General features: G+C 63.1%; 14 protein-coding genes. 12 read left to right on the plus strand and 2 right to left on the minus strand.

Features of this window, described 5'->3' with window-relative positions; translation table 11 throughout:
- The first annotated feature begins 46 nt into the window (after nt 1-46).
- The 6 genes from gcvH to ACZ5M5_RS24015 all read left to right on the plus strand — a co-directional run bounded on the left by gcvH (nt 47) and on the right by ACZ5M5_RS24015 (nt 7252).
- Nucleotides 47-430, plus strand: a complete 384-nt coding sequence (gcvH, locus tag ACZ5M5_RS23990) for a glycine cleavage system protein GcvH (RefSeq protein WP_060740920.1) — start codon at nt 47-49, stop codon at nt 428-430.
- 10 nt (nt 431-440) lie between these two features.
- Nucleotides 441-3290 (plus strand): aminomethyl-transferring glycine dehydrogenase, encoded by a 2850-nt coding sequence (gene gcvP / locus ACZ5M5_RS23995; RefSeq protein WP_464738080.1) that lies wholly within the window; start codon nt 441-443, stop codon nt 3288-3290.
- A 238-nt stretch (nt 3291-3528) separates the two neighbouring features.
- Nucleotides 3529-4905, plus strand: coding sequence for an L-serine ammonia-lyase (locus tag ACZ5M5_RS24000; RefSeq protein ID WP_103308622.1), 1377 nt, complete (start codon nt 3529-3531; stop codon nt 4903-4905).
- A 31-nt stretch (nt 4906-4936) separates the two neighbouring features.
- On the plus strand, nt 4937-6061 hold the full coding sequence (gene gcvT, locus ACZ5M5_RS24005; RefSeq protein WP_207281154.1) for a glycine cleavage system aminomethyltransferase GcvT: 1125 nt from the start codon (nt 4937-4939) through the stop codon (nt 6059-6061).
- Between the two features lie 395 nt (nt 6062-6456).
- Nucleotides 6457-6669: a cold-shock protein gene (locus tag ACZ5M5_RS24010; protein WP_003175786.1), complete on the plus strand. Its 213-nt coding sequence runs from the start codon at nt 6457-6459 to the stop codon at nt 6667-6669.
- Between the two features lie 94 nt (nt 6670-6763).
- On the plus strand, nt 6764-7252 hold the full coding sequence (locus ACZ5M5_RS24015; RefSeq protein ID WP_464738081.1) for an RDD family protein: 489 nt from the start codon (nt 6764-6766) through the stop codon (nt 7250-7252).
- A gap of 240 nt (nt 7253-7492) precedes the next feature.
- On the opposite strand, the gene nadA is transcribed toward ACZ5M5_RS24015, so the two are convergent.
- Nucleotides 7493-8551: a quinolinate synthase NadA gene (gene nadA / locus ACZ5M5_RS24020; RefSeq protein WP_003205010.1), complete on the minus strand. Its 1059-nt coding sequence runs from the start codon at nt 8549-8551 to the stop codon at nt 7493-7495.
- Between the two features lie 307 nt (nt 8552-8858).
- Between nadA and ACZ5M5_RS24025 the strand changes: the two genes are divergently transcribed.
- The 6 genes from ACZ5M5_RS24025 (at nt 8859) to ACZ5M5_RS24050 (ending at nt 15394) form a co-directional block, all read left to right on the plus strand.
- On the plus strand, nt 8859-10667 hold the full coding sequence (locus ACZ5M5_RS24025; protein WP_464738082.1) for a copper resistance system multicopper oxidase: 1809 nt from the start codon (nt 8859-8861) through the stop codon (nt 10665-10667).
- Between the two features lie 10 nt (nt 10668-10677).
- Nucleotides 10678-11580, plus strand: a complete 903-nt coding sequence (locus ACZ5M5_RS24030) for a copper resistance protein B (protein ID WP_060740914.1) — start codon at nt 10678-10680, stop codon at nt 11578-11580.
- A 41-nt stretch (nt 11581-11621) separates the two neighbouring features.
- A complete protein-coding gene (gene copC, locus ACZ5M5_RS24035) occupies nt 11622-11999 on the plus strand; it encodes a copper homeostasis periplasmic binding protein CopC (RefSeq protein WP_060740913.1) in 378 nt (125 codons plus the stop codon).
- 4 nt (nt 12000-12003) lie between these two features.
- The gene (gene copD, locus ACZ5M5_RS24040) at nt 12004-12915 is read left to right on the plus strand and encodes a copper homeostasis membrane protein CopD (RefSeq protein WP_464738083.1); all 912 of its coding nucleotides are present in this window, start codon (nt 12004-12006) and stop codon (nt 12913-12915) included.
- A 250-nt stretch (nt 12916-13165) separates the two neighbouring features.
- The gene (locus ACZ5M5_RS24045) at nt 13166-14353 is read left to right on the plus strand and encodes a cyanate transporter (protein ID WP_103308627.1); all 1188 of its coding nucleotides are present in this window, start codon (nt 13166-13168) and stop codon (nt 14351-14353) included.
- Between the two features lie 129 nt (nt 14354-14482).
- On the plus strand, nt 14483-15394 hold the full coding sequence (locus tag ACZ5M5_RS24050; RefSeq protein WP_060740910.1) for a DMT family transporter: 912 nt from the start codon (nt 14483-14485) through the stop codon (nt 15392-15394).
- A 6-nt stretch (nt 15395-15400) separates the two neighbouring features.
- Here ACZ5M5_RS24050 and ACZ5M5_RS24055 read toward each other — a convergent pair whose 3' ends face one another.
- Entirely contained in the window at nt 15401-16816 is a 1416-nt protein-coding gene (locus ACZ5M5_RS24055; RefSeq protein ID WP_060740909.1) for an amidase, read from the minus strand.
- Nucleotides 16817-16818: the final 2 nt, after the last annotated feature.

Below are 16818 nucleotides of genomic sequence, written 5' to 3' on the forward strand. Positions count from 1 at the left end.
CGCCTTTCTTCGCGTCCACCAGACGAATCTGGCCCCAGGAGTTTCCATGAGCGAGTTGCGTTTCACTGAAGATCACGAATGGCTGCGCACCGAAGCCGACGGCAGCGTCACCGTAGGCATTACCGCTTTCGCGCAGAACGCATTGGGCGACGTGGTTTTTGTGCAACTGCCTGAATTGCAGGCCTATGACAAAGGCGCCGAGGCCTCTACCGTGGAGTCGGTCAAGGCTGCCAGCGGTGTGTACATGCCCCTGGACGGTGAAGTGCTCGAAGTGAACGACAAGCTCGACGCCAGCCCGGAACTGGTCAACGAAGATCCGCTGGGCGAAGGCTGGTTCTTCCGCTTTAAACCGACCGACGCCGACGCAGTGGCTAAGCTGTTGGATCAAGACGCCTACGATCGCCTGATCAAAGCCAACGCCGAAGCCTGAGGAGCGCACCATGACCGTTAATCTCGGCACCGCCAACGAATTCATCGCCCGCCACATCGGCCCGCGTTCCAGCGACGAGCAAGCCATGCTCGAGCGCCTGGGTTACGACTCCCTGGAAGCGTTGAGCGCCAGCGTCATCCCGGAAAGCATCAAGGGCACCAGCGTGCTGGACATGGGCGACGGCCAGAGCGAAGCCGACGCACTGGCCTCGATCAAGGCCATCGCCAGCAAGAACCAACTGTTCAAGACCTACATCGGCCAGGGCTACTACAACTGCCACACGCCGGCACCGATCCTGCGCAACCTGCTGGAAAACCCGGCCTGGTACACCGCCTACACCCCGTATCAGCCTGAAATCTCCCAGGGCCGTCTCGAAGCGCTGTTGAACTTCCAGACCCTGATCAGCGACCTCACCGGCCTGCCGATCGCTAACGCCTCGTTGCTCGACGAAGCCACCGCCGCCGCCGAAGCCATGACCTTCTGCAAGCGCCTGAGCAAGAACAAGGGCAGCAACGCCTTCTTCGCCTCCGTGCACAGCCACCCGCAAACCCTCGACGTGCTGCGCACCCGTGCCGAGCCCCTGGGCATCGACGTGGTGGTGGGCGATGAGCGCGAACTGAGCGACGTCAGCGGCTTCTTCGGCGCGCTGCTGCAATACCCGGCCAGCAACGGCGACCTGTTCGACTATCGCGAACTGACCGAACGCTTCCACGCCGCCAACGCCCTGGTGGCCGTTGCCGCGGACCTGCTGGCCCTGACCTTGCTGACCCCACCGGGTGAATTCGGTGCCGACGTGGCCATCGGCAGTGCCCAGCGCTTCGGCGTGCCGCTGGGCTTCGGCGGCCCACACGCGGCGTACTTCTCCACCAAGGACGCGTTCAAGCGCGACATGCCGGGCCGCCTGGTCGGTGTTTCCGTGGACCGTTTCGGCAAGCCGGCCCTGCGCCTGGCGATGCAGACCCGCGAGCAACACATCCGCCGCGAGAAAGCCACGAGCAACATCTGCACCGCCCAGGTGCTGCTGGCCAACATCGCCAGCATGTACGCCGTGTACCACGGCCCCAAGGGCCTGGTGCAAATTGCCAATCGCATCCATCACCTGACCGCGATCCTCGCCAAGGGCCTGGGCGCGCTGGGCCTGAGCGTCGAGCAAGAGAGCTTCTTCGACACCCTGACCCTGCGCACCGGCGCGCAAACCGCCGCCCTGCACGACAAGGCCCGCGCCCAACGCATCAACCTGCGTGTGGTGGACACGCAACGCCTGGGCCTGTCCCTGGACGAGACCACCAGCCAAGCTGACGTCGAAGCACTGTGGAGCCTGTTGGCCGACGGCAAGGCACTGCCGGACTTCGCGGCACTGGCCGCCACCGTGCAAAGCCGCATCCCGGCCGAGCTGGTGCGCCAATCGGCGATCCTCAGCCACCCGGTGTTCAACCGCTACCACTCCGAAACCGAGCTGATGCGCTACCTGCGCAAGCTCGCCGACAAGGACCTGGCCCTGGATCGCACCATGATCCCGCTGGGTTCCTGCACCATGAAACTCAACGCCGCCAGCGAAATGATCCCGGTGACCTGGGCCGAGTTCGGCGCCCTGCACCCGTTCGCCCCGGCGGAGCAAAGCGCTGGCTACCAGCAACTGACCGACGAACTGGAAGCCATGCTCTGCGCCGCCACCGGCTATGACGCGGTGTCGCTGCAACCCAACGCCGGTTCCCAGGGCGAATACGCCGGCCTGCTGGCGATCCGCGCCTATCACCAGAGCCGTGGCGAAGACCGTCGCGACATCTGCCTGATCCCGTCCTCGGCCCACGGCACCAACCCGGCCACCGCCAACATGGCCGGCATGCGCGTGGTCGTGACGGCCTGCGATACCCGTGGCAACGTCGACATCGAAGACCTGCGGGCCAAGGCCATCGAGCACCGCGAACACCTCGCGGCGCTGATGATCACCTACCCGTCCACCCACGGCGTATTCGAAGAAGGCATCCGCGAAATCTGCGGCATCATTCATGACAATGGCGGCCAGGTGTACATCGACGGCGCCAACATGAACGCCATGGTCGGCCTCTGCGCCCCGGGCAAGTTCGGCGGCGACGTGTCACACCTGAACCTGCACAAGACCTTCTGCATTCCTCACGGCGGTGGCGGCCCGGGCGTCGGCCCGATTGGCGTCAAGTCGCACCTGGCACCGTTCCTGCCGGGCCACGCCAACATGGCGCGCAAGGAAGGCGCAGTGTGCGCGGCGCCGTTCGGCAGCGCGAGCATCCTGCCGATCACCTGGATGTACATCCGCATGATGGGCGGTGCGGGCCTCAAGCGCGCGTCGCAACTGGCGATCCTCAACGCCAACTACATCGCCCGTCGCCTGGAAGAACACTACCCAGTGCTCTACTCCGGCAGCAACGGCCTGGTGGCCCACGAGTGCATTCTCGATTTGCGTCCGCTCAAGGACAGCAGTGGCATCAGTGTCGATGACGTGGCCAAGCGCCTGATCGACTTCGGTTTCCACGCGCCGACCATGTCGTTCCCGGTAGCCGGCACGTTGATGATCGAACCGACCGAAAGCGAATCCAAGGAAGAACTGGACCGTTTCTGCGACGCCATGATCTGCATCCGCGAAGAAATCCGCGCGGTGGAAAACGGCAGCCTGGACAAAGACGACAACCCGCTGAAGAACGCCCCGCACACCGCGGCGGAGCTCGTCGGCGAGTGGACCCACCCCTACAGCCGCGAACAGGCGGTGTACCCGGTGGCGTCGTTGATCGATGGCAAGTACTGGCCGCCGGTGGGCCGGGTCGACAACGTGTTCGGCGACCGCAACCTGGTCTGCGCCTGCCCGTCGATCGAAAGCTACGCTTGACCTATGGAGGGGCGGGCTTGCTCGCCACCTCTCAACAACACCGCGAACCTTGTGGAAGGTCACCTTCTCAAGGAAACCACATCTCCCTGTGGGAGCGAGCTTGCTCGCGATAGCGGTGTGACAGCTGACAGAAATGTTGACTGACACTCCGCTATCGCGAGCAAGCTCGCTCCCACAAAGGAGCCTGTGCCCCATTTCATAACCGTCGATCCTCATAAAAAGAAACCGGAGAAACACCATGTCGTTAAGCGTGTTCGACCTGTTCAAGATCGGTATCGGTCCTTCCAGCTCCCATACCGTCGGCCCGATGCGTGCCGCTGCCCGTTTCGCCGAGGGGCTGCGCCGGGACGATCTGCTTGAAAGCATTACCAGCGTCAAGGTCGAGCTCTACGGCTCGCTCGGTGCCACCGGCAAGGGCCACGGCAGTGACAAGGCCGTGCTGCTGGGCCTGGAGGGCGAGCATCCCGACACCGTGGACACCGAAACGGTGAACGCCCGGCTCCAGGAGATCCGCAGCAACGGCCGCCTGAACCTGCTCGGCGCACACGCCATCGAATTCAACGAAAAGCTGCACTTGGCGATGATCCGCAAGCCGCTGGCCTTTCACCCCAACGGCATGATCTTCCGCGCCTTCGATGCCGCCGGGCTGCAAGTGCGCAGCCGCGAGTACTACTCGGTCGGTGGCGGCTTTGTCGTGGATGAAGACGCCGCCGGCGCCGACCGCATCGTCGAAGACGCCACGCCCCTGACCTTCCCGTTCAAGAGCGCCAAGGACCTGCTGGGCCATTGCACCACCTATGGCCTGTCCATCAGCCAGGTGATGCTGACCAACGAAAGCGCCTGGCGCCCCGAAGCCGAGACCCGCGCCGGCCTGCTGAAGATCTGGCAGGTGATGCAGGATTGCGTGGCGGCCGGCTGTCGCAACGAAGGGATTCTGCCGGGCGGGCTGAAGGTCAAGCGCCGGGCCGCGGCGTTGCATCGCCAGTTGTGCAAGAACCCCGAAGCCGCCCTGCGCGACCCGCTGTCGGTGCTCGATTGGGTCAACCTGTACGCCTTGGCCGTCAACGAAGAAAACGCCTACGGCGGGCGCGTCGTCACCGCCCCGACCAACGGGGCGGCGGGCATCGTCCCGGCCGTGCTGCATTACTACATGCGCTTCATCCCAGGGGCCAGCGAGGATGGCGTGGTGCGGTTCCTGCTGACCGCCGCCGCCATCGGCATCCTGTACAAGGAAAACGCCTCCATCTCCGGCGCCGAAGTCGGTTGCCAGGGTGAAGTCGGCGTGGCCTGTTCCATGGCCGCCGGGGCCTTGTGCGAAGTGCTCGGCGGCACCGTGCAGCAAGTGGAAAACGCCGCCGAGATCGGCATGGAACACAACCTCGGCCTGACCTGCGACCCGATCGGCGGGCTGGTGCAGGTGCCATGCATCGAACGCAACGCCATGGGCTCGGTGAAAGCCATCAACGCGGTGCGCATGGCCATGCGCGGCGATGGACATCACTTTGTCTCCCTCGACAAAGTCATCCGCACCATGCGCCAGACCGGCGCCGACATGAAAAGCAAATACAAGGAGACCGCCCGCGGCGGTCTGGCGGTCAACATCATCGAATGCTGACGCGCGCCATTCTCATTTTCCAGGAGCTGATATGTCCACCGAACAACTGTTGAAAACCCCGCTGCACGCCCTGCATCTCGAACTCGGCGCCCGCATGGTGCCGTTCGCCGGCTACGACATGCCGGTGCAGTACCCACTGGGCGTGATGAAGGAACACCAGCACACCCGCGATCAGGCCGGGCTGTTCGACGTGTCCCACATGGGCCAGATCCGCCTGAGCGGCGCAGGCGCCGCCAAGGCCCTGGAAACCCTGGTACCAGTGGACATCATCGACCTGCCGGTGGGCATGCAGCGCTACGCCATGTTCACCAACGACAACGGCGGCATCCTTGACGACCTGATGGTCGCCAACCTGGGCAATGACGAACTGTTCCTGGTGGTCAACGCCGCCTGCAAGGATCAGGACCTGGCCCACCTGCGTGCGCACATTGGCGATCAGTGCAACATCGAGCCGCTGTTCGAGGCCCGCGCCCTGCTTGCCCTGCAAGGTCCGGCCGCCGTCACCGTGCTCGCCCGCCTGGCGCCGGACGTGGCAAAGATGACCTTCATGCAGTTCCAGCGCGTCACGCTGTTGGGCGTGGATTGCTTTGTCAGCCGTTCGGGCTACACCGGTGAAGACGGTTTCGAAATTTCCGTACCCGCCGCCGACGCGGAAAAACTCGCCCGCGCCTTGCTGGCCGAGCCGGAAGTCGCGGCCATCGGCCTCGGTGCCCGTGACTCCCTGCGCCTGGAAGCCGGCCTGTGCCTGTATGGCCACGACATGAACACCGAGACGACGCCGATCGAAGCCAGCCTGCTGTGGGCCATTTCCAAAGTACGCCGTGCCGATGGCGCCCGCGCCGGTGGTTTCCCCGGCGCCGAGAGCGTGTTCGCCCAACAACAGGGCGGCGTGAAGCGCAAACGCGTCGGCCTGCTGCCCCAGGAACGCACACCCGTGCGTGAAGGCGCGGAGATCGTCAACGAAGCCGGCGAGATCATCGGTTCTGTGTGCAGTGGCGGTTTCGGCCCGACCCTGGGCGCTCCGCTGGCGATGGGTTACCTGGACAGCGCCTATGTGGCACTGGATACGCCGGTCTGGGCCATCGTGCGTGGGAAAAGGGTGCCTTTGCTTGTAAGCAAAATGCCATTCGTTCCACAGCGCTACTACCGCGGCTGATTGGTTGTTTCTATAAGTAACGCGGTTGCGTTATACGTGCACTAATGTGTCACGCAACCGCCATAAAAAGGTGCATATCTTTAGACAATCAACCGACCTTATAACGATCGTAAACAATTGAACTAGCCTATCGAATAAGCCCTGTTCCGCAAGCGGCGTAAATGCGGGCAAGCTGAGCAAATACGGGGCCTTCCGAGGGGGTTGTTTTTTTATTCGAAGTTGGCGTAGAGTTTGGTCACTGTGTTTGCATGGGTCGCTTGGAATCGTGACCTGGGCAGTAGCTTATGAAGTTCGCTACATCCCGTTCGACGTCTCTTACTTTCCTGCAACCCAGCCCAGTACTCTTTCATGTGAAAGAGGCTGTCATCAATTTTAGCGTCAAAGGAAATAAGAAAATGTCTCAACGTCAGAGCGGTACCGTCAAGTGGTTCAACGACGAAAAGGGTTTTGGTTTTATCACGCCTGAAAGCGGTCCGGACCTGTTCGTGCATTTCCGCGCCATCCAAGGCAACGGCTTCAAGAGCCTGAAAGAAGGTCAGAAAGTCACTTTCGTTGCCGTGCAAGGCCAGAAAGGCATGCAGGCTGACGAGGTTCAAGCCGAAGCCTGAGGCTTTCGCACACTAAAAAGCCCCTGATTGATATCAGGGGCTTTTTTATGGGCGTAAATCCGTAAAATGGCTTCTTTTTTCAGCCGAGGCCGTCATGCCGAAACACCTGCTCACGCCCCAGGGCGACTTTCCCCCCGCCGGCCTGGGCCGTCGCCTGGCGGCGATGTTTTATGACTTTTTGCTGTGCACAGCGCTGCTGATCGTCACCAGCGGTGCCTACAAGATGATCCAGATGGCGATCATCGGCGAAGAAAAAATGCGCGCCCTGACCGAAGCCGGTGCGCTGGACGGCGACCCGCTGCTGTCCACCGTGCTGCTGTTCGTGCTGTTCGGCTTCTTCGCCAAGTTCTGGACCCACAACGGCCAGACCCTGGGCATGCAAGTGTGGTGCATCCGCGTACAGAACGCCGATGGCACGGCCATCAGCCTGTGGCAGGCGCTGTTGCGGTTCGTGGTGTCGATTGCATCACTGCTGCTGGTAGGGTTGGGGTTCTTCTGGGCGCTGTTCGACAAGCGCCAGCGCAGCTGGCATGACATCTACTCGGAAACGCAGCTGGTGCGAATTCCCAAGAAGACCAAGTAATTCCCGACTGCAAGACAGCCTTGTGGCGAGGGAGCTTGCTCCCGCTCGGCTGGTGTAGGAGCTGCCGAAGGCTGCGATCTTTTGATCTTTCGCTTGAGACTCAAGTGTCTGGGACAAGATCGCAGCCTCGTTGCACTCGACAGCTCCTACACCGCAGTCCCGCGGGAGCAAGCTCCCTCGCCACAAAAAGCTTTAAGGCCTCAAGCCCCTAACGTTCAAAGACCATCAGCTTCCCAACGATCAGGCATTGCCCGCCAGCTTCATCCGCGCCGCCTGGGTGAAGTCCAGCATGCGCTTGAGCGGGCGAATCGCCTGGGGGATCAGCGCCGGGTCGACGAAGATCTCGTTGGCACCTTCCTGCAAGCTCTTGAGCGTGCGCTCCAGGGTATTCATGGCCATCCATGGGCAGTGCGCGCAACTGCGGCACGCCGCGCCGTTACCGGCGGTAGGGGCTTCGATGAAGACCTTGTCCGGGCACAGCTGCTGCATCTTGTAGAAAATACCCCGGTCGGTGGCGACGATCAGCGTCTTGTTCGGCAGGGTCTGGGCCGCGGCGATCAACTGGCTGGTGGAGCCCACGGCATCCGCCAGCTCGATCACCGACGTCGGCGACTCCGGGTGCACCAGGATCGCAGCGTCCGGGTACAGCGCCTTCATGTCCTCCAACTGCTTGGACTTGAACTCTTCGTGGACGATGCAGGCACCGTCCCAGAGCAACATGTCGGCGCCGGTCTTGCGCTGGATGTAAGTGCCCAGGTGCTTGTCCGGCCCCCAGATGATCGTCTCGCCGTTGTCCATCAGGCTCTCGACGATTTCCAACGCGCAACTGGACGTCACCACCCAGTCGGCCCGGGCCTTGACCGCCGCCGAGGTGTTGGCATAAACCACCACGGTGCGCTCCGGATGCTGGTCGCAGAACGCCGAGAACTCGTCCACCGGGCAGCCCAGGTCCAGGGAGCAGGTGGCCTCCAGGGTGGGCATCAGCACGCGTTTCTCGGGGTTGAGAATCTTGGCGGTCTCGCCCATGAACTTGACCCCGGCCACCACCACGGTCTTGGCCGGGTGGGCATTGCCGAAGCGGGCCATTTCCAAGGAGTCGGACACGCAACCACCGGTCTCTTCGGCCAGGGCCTGGATGATCGGGTCACAGTAGAAGTGCGCGACCAGTACCGCGTCCTGAGCCTTGAGCTCGGCGGCGATGGCGGCGCGGTACCAGGCTTCCTGCTCGGCGGTCAGCGGCTTGGGCTGCTTGGCGTCGAGGTGGGCCTGGACCAGAAGGCGTTCGGAAATTTGCGTCATGTTCGCAAGACCTGCAAGCGCGTTTAGCGCGAAAGTCGAGTATACACCCGGCTCCGGACCACTCGGGTACCGCCGGGAAAGTGGGTATCAATCAGGCACGGGACAGCGTGAAGCCGGCAAGGCTACAGAATATCCCGCCGATGCAAAAGATCATTCTGACCTGTGCCCCGCCAGGCGACTTCGCGCCCGGCCAAGCTGACTGAAATGTAATCACTCGCCTCGTCCGCCTGTGTCATCTTTCGCTCAAACCTGCACAGGGCGATCACCTCCCATGCACGCAGCGAATCGACTGACGGACTCTCATCGCATGCAAACAAAAACTTCCCGGCGAACCTTCGTAAAGGGCCTGACTGCCGGCGGCATCCTCGGCGGCTTGGGTTTGTGGCGCGCGCCCGTCTGGGCAGTCACCGGCCCGGGCCAGCCCAACGTGCTGAGCGGCACCGAGTTCGACCTGTTCATCGGCGAAAGCCCGGTCAATTTCACCGGCAACCCCCGCACCGCCCAGACCATCAACGGCGGCATCCCCGGCCCGCTGCTGCGCTGGCGTGAAGGCGACACCGTGACCCTGCGGGTGCGCAATCGCTTGCAGGACACCACCTCCATCCACTGGCACGGCATCCTGCTGCCGGCCAACATGGACGGTGTTCCGGGGTTGAATTTCAAAGGCATCGAGCCCGGCGGCCTGTACGTGTATCAATTCAAGGTCCGGCAGAACGGCACCTACTGGTACCACAGCCATTCCGGTTTCCAGGAGCAATCCGGGGTCTACGGCCCGCTGGTGATTGACGCCAGGGAGCCCGAGCCCTTCCAGTACGAACGGGACTATGTGGTGATGCTCACCGACTGGACCGATGAAGACCCCGCCAACATCCTGCGCAAGCTCAAGAAGCAATCGGACTACTACAACTACAACAAACGCACCGTCGGCGACTTCATCGACGACGTGGGCAAGAACGGCTGGGCCAGCACCGTGGCCGACCGCAAGATGTGGGCCGAGATGAAGATGAACCCCACAGACCTGGCCGACGTCAGTGGCGCCACCTACACCTACCTCATGAACGGCCAGGCACCGGACATGAACTGGACCGGCCTGTTCAAGCCTGGCGAGCGCCTTCGCCTGCGCTTTATCAACGGCTCGTCCATGAGCTATTTCGACGTGCGCATTCCCGGCTTGAAGATGACAGTGGTGGCGTCCGACGGCCAATACGTCAAACCGGTGAGCGTCGATGAGTTCCGGATCGCCGTGGCCGAAACCTATGACGTCATCATCGAACCGACCCAAGAGGCCTACACCCTGTTCGCCCAGTCCATGGACCGCACCGGGTATGCCCGCGGCACCCTCGCGACCAGGGCCGGATTGTCGGCACCGGTACCGCCCCTGGACCCTCGGCCCTTGGTGACCATGGACGACATGGGCATGGGTGGCATGGACCACGGCGGCATGGGGCAAATGAACGGCATGGACCACGGCTCGATGCAGGGCATGGCGGGAATGGACGACAGCTCGATGCAAGGCATGGATCACAGCCAGATGCAGGGCATGGGCGACATGGCCGGCATGGATCACGGTGCCATGCAGGGCATGGACAGCATGCTCGCGCACCCCGACACCGAGAAAGACAATCCCCTGGTGGACATGCAGGCCATGAGCGTCAAACCCAAGCTCGATGACCCGGGCATGGGGCTGCGGGACAACGGCCGCAAAGTGCTGACCTACTCCGACCTGCGCAGCACCTTTCCCGACCCCGACGGCCGCGAGCCGAGCCGCACGATCGAGCTGCACCTGACCGGGCACATGGAGAAATTCGTCTGGTCGTTCAACGGCGTGAAGTTCGCCGACGCCGCGCCGCTGCTGCTCAAGTACGGCGAGCGACTGCGCATCGTGCTGATCAACGACACCATGATGACCCACCCCATCCACCTGCACGGCATGTGGAGCGACCTGGAGGATGAGAACGGTCAGTTCATGGTCCGCAAGCACACCATCGACGTGCCACCGGGCGCCAGGCGCAGCTACCGGGTCACCGCCGATGCCCTCGGGCGCTGGGCGTATCACTGCCATCTGCTGTTTCACATGGAGATGGGCATGTTCCGTGAAGTTCGGGTGCAGGAATGAGGAGCCGACCATGACCACTGTTTTTCACTACTCCATGGCACTCATTGCCAGCCTGGCCTTCAGCGCCACCACCTCGACCTGGGCGGCCAGCAACGACATGCCCGGCATGGATCACAGCCAGATGCCGGGAATGGACCACAGCCAGATGCAAGGCATGGACTCAATGCAGGGCATGGAACCCATGCAATCAGCGCCGACCAGCAGCCGCACACCGATCCCCGCACTGACCGCCGCCGACCGCGCCGCTGTCTACGAAGATCATGGCGGGCACGCGGTGCATGACAGCGCCATCCATTCGTTTTTCCTCATCGACCAACTGGAATGGCAGGACGCCGATGACGGCAGCGCCCTGAGCTGGGATGCATCGGGCTGGATCGGCGGCGACATCGACCGTTTGTGGCTGCGCTCCGAAGGTGAACGCCTCAACGGCAAGACCGAAGAAGCCGAATTGCAGGCCCTGTGGGGCCACGCCGTCAGCCCCTGGTGGGACCTGGTGGCCGGCGTGCGCCAGGACTTCAAGCCAGGCGATCCGCAAACCTGGGCCGCCTTCGGTGTGCAAGGCATGGCGCTCTACAACTTCGAAGCCGAGGCCACCGCGTTCATCGGCGAAGGTGGCCAGAGCGCGGCGCGCCTGGAGGGCGACTATGACATCTTGCTGACCAACCGCCTGATCCTGCAGCCCACCGCCGAAGCCAACTTCTATGGCAAGAACGATCCCGCCCGTGGCGTCGGCTCGGGGCTGTCGGATACCGAGCTCGGCCTGCGGCTGCGCTATGAAATACGCCGCGAATTCGCGCCCTACATTGGCGTCACCTGGAATCGGGTCTACGGCAACACCGCCGACTACGCCCGGGAAGAAGGCGAAGACCGCAGCGAAGCGCGCCTGGTGCTGGGCCTGCGCCTGTGGTTCTGATCTGTTTCACTAAAACTAAAAATCGAGCTAGGAGTCCTTGCATGTCATTCATCAAAACCGCCGTCGCCTTGTCCGCCGGCCTGTTGCTCAGTGGCCTGGCCCAGGCCCATCCGAAACTGCTGTCCTCCTCCCCGGCCGAAGGCGCCGAAGGGGCGGCGCCGGCGAAGATCGAGCTGCATTTTTCCGAAAACCTGATGACCCAGTTTTCCGGCGCCAAGCTGATGATGACCGCGATGCCGGGCATGGCGGCGCATTCGCCAATGCCCATGCCGGCCAAGGTGTCCGGCAGCGATGATCCGAAAACCATGGTCATCACGCCGAATGCCCCGCTTGCCACCGGCACTTACCAAGTCCAGTGGCGCGCGGTGTCGTCCGACACTCACCCGATCACCGGCAATGTCACGTTCAAGGTGAAGTGAGTTGATGAGCGACTCGATCAACATCGCGCTGCGCTTTGCCTTGTACCTGGATCTGATGTTGCTGTTTGGCCTCGCTGCGTTTGGCCTTTATAGCCTGCGAGGCCAGGAGCGGGTCTCGGGGATGCAGTTGCCTTTCGCACCGCTGCTGCTGACCACGGCGCTGCTGGGGGGCTTGCTCTCCCTGGCGGCCATGGCGTGCATGGCCTGGGCCATGAGCGGTGTTTCGGCGTGGGCCGAACTGTGGCCGCACCTTGAAATGATGGTCGTGCAAACCGATGTCGGCTTGAGTTGGACAGTGCGCATGGCGGCGCTGCTGCTGGCCGGTTTCGCCGTGACGCTCAATCACCGTTGGCCGAGCGCCAGCCTCGGCCTGGTCACACTGGCCGGGGCCGTAGCGCTGGCGACACTGGCTTGGGCAGGTCACGGCGCCATGGACGAAGGCAGCCGTCGCAACTGGCACTTCATCACCGACTTCCTGCACCTGTGGGCGGCAGGTGGCTGGGTCGGTGCCTTGGCCGCGTTTGCCCTGCTGCTTCGCCAGGCCGAACCTGCGTTGGCGGTGCTGGCCCGGACATTGACCGGGTTCGAAACCGCCGGGGCGGTGATCGTGGTGGTTATCAGCGTGACAGGGGTGGTCAATTATCTGTTCATCGTCGGCCCGAGTGTCGAAGGGCTGCTGGACAGCACCTATGGTCAGTTGCTGGCGCTCAAACTCATCTTGTTCGCGGCCATGCTGGTGTTCGCCGCGCTGAATCGTTTTCACCTGAGCCCGCTGCTGGAACAAGCCCGACAGAGCGGCGAGCACGGGGTTGCAGTGAAGGCCCTGCGGCGCAGCATGGTGCTGGAGTTCGCCGTGGCGGTGGTCATCCTGGGGTTGGTGGCCTGGCTGGGCACGCTGAGCCCGGCGATGGAATAAGGGGTAGTGAACTACAGTGTGGCGAGGGAGCTTGCTCCCGCTGGGTTGCGAAGCCGCCCCCTGGTTTTGCCTGACACACCGCAAGGGGCCGCTACGCGCCCCAGCGGGAGCAAGCTCCCTCGCCACGAAAGCCCTGGATCTTGACTGATTGCGCGCCGCATTTAATTTTTCAATACCTCCCGCCAGTTTTCAGTTTGCCCATAACAGGCCGCCCCAGCCTAAATGACGCTTTGTTAACCAAGGCTCTGTTATGGAAAACGTTCGAACATCAAGCACCCACGCCGTCTGGCTGATGGTCAGCATCGTGTTGGTGGCGCTGAACCTGCGGCCCTCGATGGCCGCGGTCGGGCCGTTGCTGTCAGCCATTCGCGGCGAGGTCCCCCTGAGCTTCAGCACGGCCTCGCTGCTGACCATGTTGCCGGTCATGGCCATGGGCCTGGCGATGTTCCTGGGCATGCGCATCGCCCTGCGCATCGGTGAGCACCGCACCATTGTCCTGTCGCTGCTGATCATCGGTATCGCCACCGCATCGCGCTTGTACCTGGACAGCGCCGCCGAGCTGATCATCAGCGCGGTGCTAGCCGGACTCGGCATCGCGCTGATCCAGGCGGTGATGCCGGCGCTGATCAAGTCGCGCTACGCCGACAACGTCTCGCTGTTCATGGGCCTGTATGTCACGTCGATCATGGGCGGCGCGGCGCTTGCCGCGTCGTTTTCGCCGTTTGTCCTGGCGCAGACCGGCAGCTGGCGCATCGGCCTGGCGATCTGGGCACTGTTGGCGTTGGTCGCCCTGGGTTGCTGGTATGCCCAGCGCTCAGCCGTGACACCGTTGCCCGAAGCCCCTGTCCGGCAGCAAGAGTCATTCTTCAGCAATTCCCGGGCTTGGTTGCTGGCGATTTTCTTCGGCCTGGGCACCGCCTCCTACACCTGCGTACTGGCCTGGCTGGCCCCGTACTACGTGGAAAAGGGTTGGAGTGAACAACACGCGGGCCTGCTGCTGGGGTTCCTCACGGCCATGGAAGTGCTGTCCGGCCTCGTCACCCCGGCGATTGCCAACCGCAGCCAGGATAAACGCGTGGTCCTCGCCGTGTTGCTGGTGCTGATCATGGGCGGCTTCTGCGGCCTGATCCTCAGCCCGGAACGCTTCAGCCTGTTGTGGCCTTGCCTGCTGGGCCTGGGCATCGGCGGCCTGTTCCCGATGAGTTTGATCGTGTCCCTCGACCACTTGGACAACCCGCGACGGGCCGGTGGCCTGACCGCGTTCGTGCAAGGCATCGGCTACCTGATCGCCGGGCTCTCGCCCTTGATTGCCGGGATGATCCGCGATCAGTTGGGCAGCTTCGAATGGGCCTGGTGGTCGCTCACCGCCGTCATGGCGTTGATGCTCCTGATGGTCCTGCGCTTCAATCCCAAGCAATACGCGCGGCATATCAGCTAGTCGACGAAGACCGGCCGCTCGCGCCCGGGGCTGCATTCGATGCAGCCCCGGTTTTGACAGTTCACCCATGACGGCAGACCGTTTTGTCCATCATGACGTTCCGATCCGCAACACAGGAATAAGACCTTGATGAAAAACGTCGGTTTTGCCGCCGCTCACTGGGGCATGCTCATTTGGGCAATGCTGATCGCCTCGTCGTTCTTTGCCGCGGCCCAGGTCAGCCAGACGATCGACCCGATCCTGCTCACGGGTCTGCGGCTGCTGTTTTCCGCGCTGATGTTCCTGCCGCTGCTGCTCCTGAAAAACACCTCGCCCATTTCCATCAGGGGCCTGCTGGCCCACGCCGTACTCGGCCTGCTGTTGGCGACTTACTTTGGTTCGTTGTTCGAAGCGTTGCGCTACACCTCGGCGGTCAACACCGCGACGCTGTACACGCTGGTGCCCTTGATGACTTTGTTTTTCGAGGTATTCCTGCTGCCCAGTCCCAGCCTCAAGACCCGCCTGCTGCCCATGTTGGTGGCGGCAGTCGGCGCCGTGTTGCTGACGCTCAAGGGCTCGGCCCCGGGGCAAATGCCGGCGCTCTATCCGGTGCTGGTGTTCGGTGCCGGTTGCCTGGCGATGGCGTTGTATTCGCCGCTGAGCCAACGCTTCAAGGCAACAGCGTTGCAGGGCCGCGATCCGGTGGCGATGACGTTCTGGAACATGCTGTTCGGTTCGCTGTTCCTGCTGGTGTTCTGCCTGATCAGTGGCGGATGGCGCAGCGGCCTGCAGTTGTCGACGCTGGACATCGGCTGGCTGGTGTACCTGGCCTTGTTCGGCACCCTCGCCACGTTCTGGTTGCTGCACCGGGCAATCGGGGTGATCTCGCCCTCCACGGTGATTTCCTACGTTTACCTCAACACCCTGTTCGTCACCCTGCTGAATTGGTTCTGGCTCAGGCAGCAACCGATGATGATCGAGATCATCGGCGCTGCGCTGGTGGGAGGCGGCATGCTGGCACTGGTGGTCAGCAGCCGTAACGCCAGAACCGTTACGGCTTGAGCCCCCTCAGTACGTCGATACCGGGCGAGGCGCAACCGGGCTCCAGCGCTCCAGTTCCCGTTCAAGGAAAGCGGCCACCGCCAACAACCGTTCCTCTTGCCAGTGAGGCCCGACAATCTGAATGCCGATGGGCATCCCGGTGGACGGGTCGACGCCGGCGCGGATCACCACCGCGGGTGAGCCGCTGAGACTGAACGGGAACACGAAGGCATACTGATCGCGGTCCTCCAGGGACGCCCCATGGCGGAACGCGACATCCGGGAAGACCGGACAGATGAACAGATCGTGCTGCTTGAAGAACTTCGCCAACTGATAGCGGAAGGTATCGATCATGATCCAGTCGCGCTTGACTTCATCCACGCTCAATTCCACGGCCTCGCTCATGTCCAGCAACTGAGCGATCGCCGGGGTAAAGCTGCGCTTGTTCATGGACTCGAACAAACGCCGCCAGCCCCGTCCGGCATCGGCGCCCGTGATGAACACCCGCCACAGGACATCGCAGGCTTCGTCGAGCATCGGCGGCGCGACCTCGCTCACCTGCGTCACCACGGGGCTCAAGCACCGTTCGACCTGCTGCAACACCTGGCTCACCGCCGCGCTGACGGGGGTTCGGCTCGACGCCGAGAACAGCGCGATACGCAGGTCGGCCAGGGGCTCGCTGGCGGCGAACGGCACATCGACGGTGTCTGGGTCATGGCCGTCGGCACCGCTGATCAGCGGGCCGAGCAGCGCCAGGTCATCGACATAGCGCCCCATCACGCCAAAGGCCGAGGTCAGGTGAAACAGCCCGGAACGGTCATTGGGAAACTGGCCGGTCAACGGCACCCGCCCCTGGGTCAGTTTCAGGCCGCAGATGCCATTGAAGTGCGCCGGGATCCGCACACTGCCGCAGGCATCGGACGCCAGCCCCGCGGGTGAACACCCGGCGGCGATGGCGGCCGCTTCACCGCCACTGCTGCCGCCCGCCGAGCGAAGCAGATCGTGGGGGTTGAGGGTGCGCCCGTAGATCAGGTTCTCGGTCTCGAAAGCCATGCACAGTTCCGGCACATTGCTGATGCCCAGAATGATCGCGCCGGCCTGCCGAAGTCGGGCGACCGCCGTCGCGTCCTCCTGGCTGACATCCCCCATCAGCTCCCCCACGCCGCGGGACATCTTGAATCCGCGAACATGGAGGACGTCTTTGACCGTGATGGGAATGCCATGCAGCGGACCGCTGATCTGGCCAATACGCGCCATCTCGTCCGCCTCACGGGCCTGGCGCCGCAGGTCCTCGACCGGCGCCAGTTGGATCAATGCATTGATCTGCCGGTTACGCTCGGCGATGCGCTGCAAGTAGAACTCCAGCAACGTCACGCTGGTCAGCACACCACGGCGCAACAGGCCGGCCATTTCCCGCAACGTCAGCGTGTCGGGGTTGAACATAC

The sequence above is a fragment of the Pseudomonas sp. Van50 genome (genome assembly GCF_055390755.1).

What these genes read in the sequence shown, in the direction of transcription:
- gcvP (WP_464738080.1), top strand. Translation starts at nt 441, where the DNA reads ATGACCGTTAATCTCGGCACCGCCAACGAATTCATCGCCCGCCACATC.
- gcvH (WP_060740920.1), top strand. Translation starts at nt 47, where the DNA reads ATGAGCGAGTTGCGTTTCACTGAAGATCACGAATGGCTGCGCACCGAA.
- ACZ5M5_RS24050 (WP_060740910.1), top strand. Translation starts at nt 14,483, where the DNA reads ATGAAAAACGTCGGTTTTGCCGCCGCTCACTGGGGCATGCTCATTTGG.
- ACZ5M5_RS24015 (WP_464738081.1), top strand. Translation starts at nt 6,764, where the DNA reads ATGCCGAAACACCTGCTCACGCCCCAGGGCGACTTTCCCCCCGCCGGC.
- copD (WP_464738083.1), top strand. Translation starts at nt 12,004, where the DNA reads ATGAGCGACTCGATCAACATCGCGCTGCGCTTTGCCTTGTACCTGGAT.
- ACZ5M5_RS24000 (WP_103308622.1), top strand. Translation starts at nt 3,529, where the DNA reads ATGTCGTTAAGCGTGTTCGACCTGTTCAAGATCGGTATCGGTCCTTCC.
- nadA (WP_003205010.1), bottom strand. Translation starts at nt 8,551, where the DNA reads ATGACGCAAATTTCCGAACGCCTTCTGGTCCAGGCCCACCTCGACGCC.
- gcvT (WP_207281154.1), top strand. Translation starts at nt 4,937, where the DNA reads ATGTCCACCGAACAACTGTTGAAAACCCCGCTGCACGCCCTGCATCTC.
- ACZ5M5_RS24045 (WP_103308627.1), top strand. Translation starts at nt 13,166, where the DNA reads ATGGAAAACGTTCGAACATCAAGCACCCACGCCGTCTGGCTGATGGTC.
- ACZ5M5_RS24055 (WP_060740909.1), bottom strand. Translation starts at nt 16,816, where the DNA reads ATGTTCAACCCCGACACGCTGACGTTGCGGGAAATGGCCGGCCTGTTG.
- ACZ5M5_RS24010 (WP_003175786.1), top strand. Translation starts at nt 6,457, where the DNA reads ATGTCTCAACGTCAGAGCGGTACCGTCAAGTGGTTCAACGACGAAAAG.
- copC (WP_060740913.1), top strand. Translation starts at nt 11,622, where the DNA reads ATGTCATTCATCAAAACCGCCGTCGCCTTGTCCGCCGGCCTGTTGCTC.
- ACZ5M5_RS24030 (WP_060740914.1), top strand. Translation starts at nt 10,678, where the DNA reads ATGACCACTGTTTTTCACTACTCCATGGCACTCATTGCCAGCCTGGCC.
- ACZ5M5_RS24025 (WP_464738082.1), top strand. Translation starts at nt 8,859, where the DNA reads ATGCAAACAAAAACTTCCCGGCGAACCTTCGTAAAGGGCCTGACTGCC.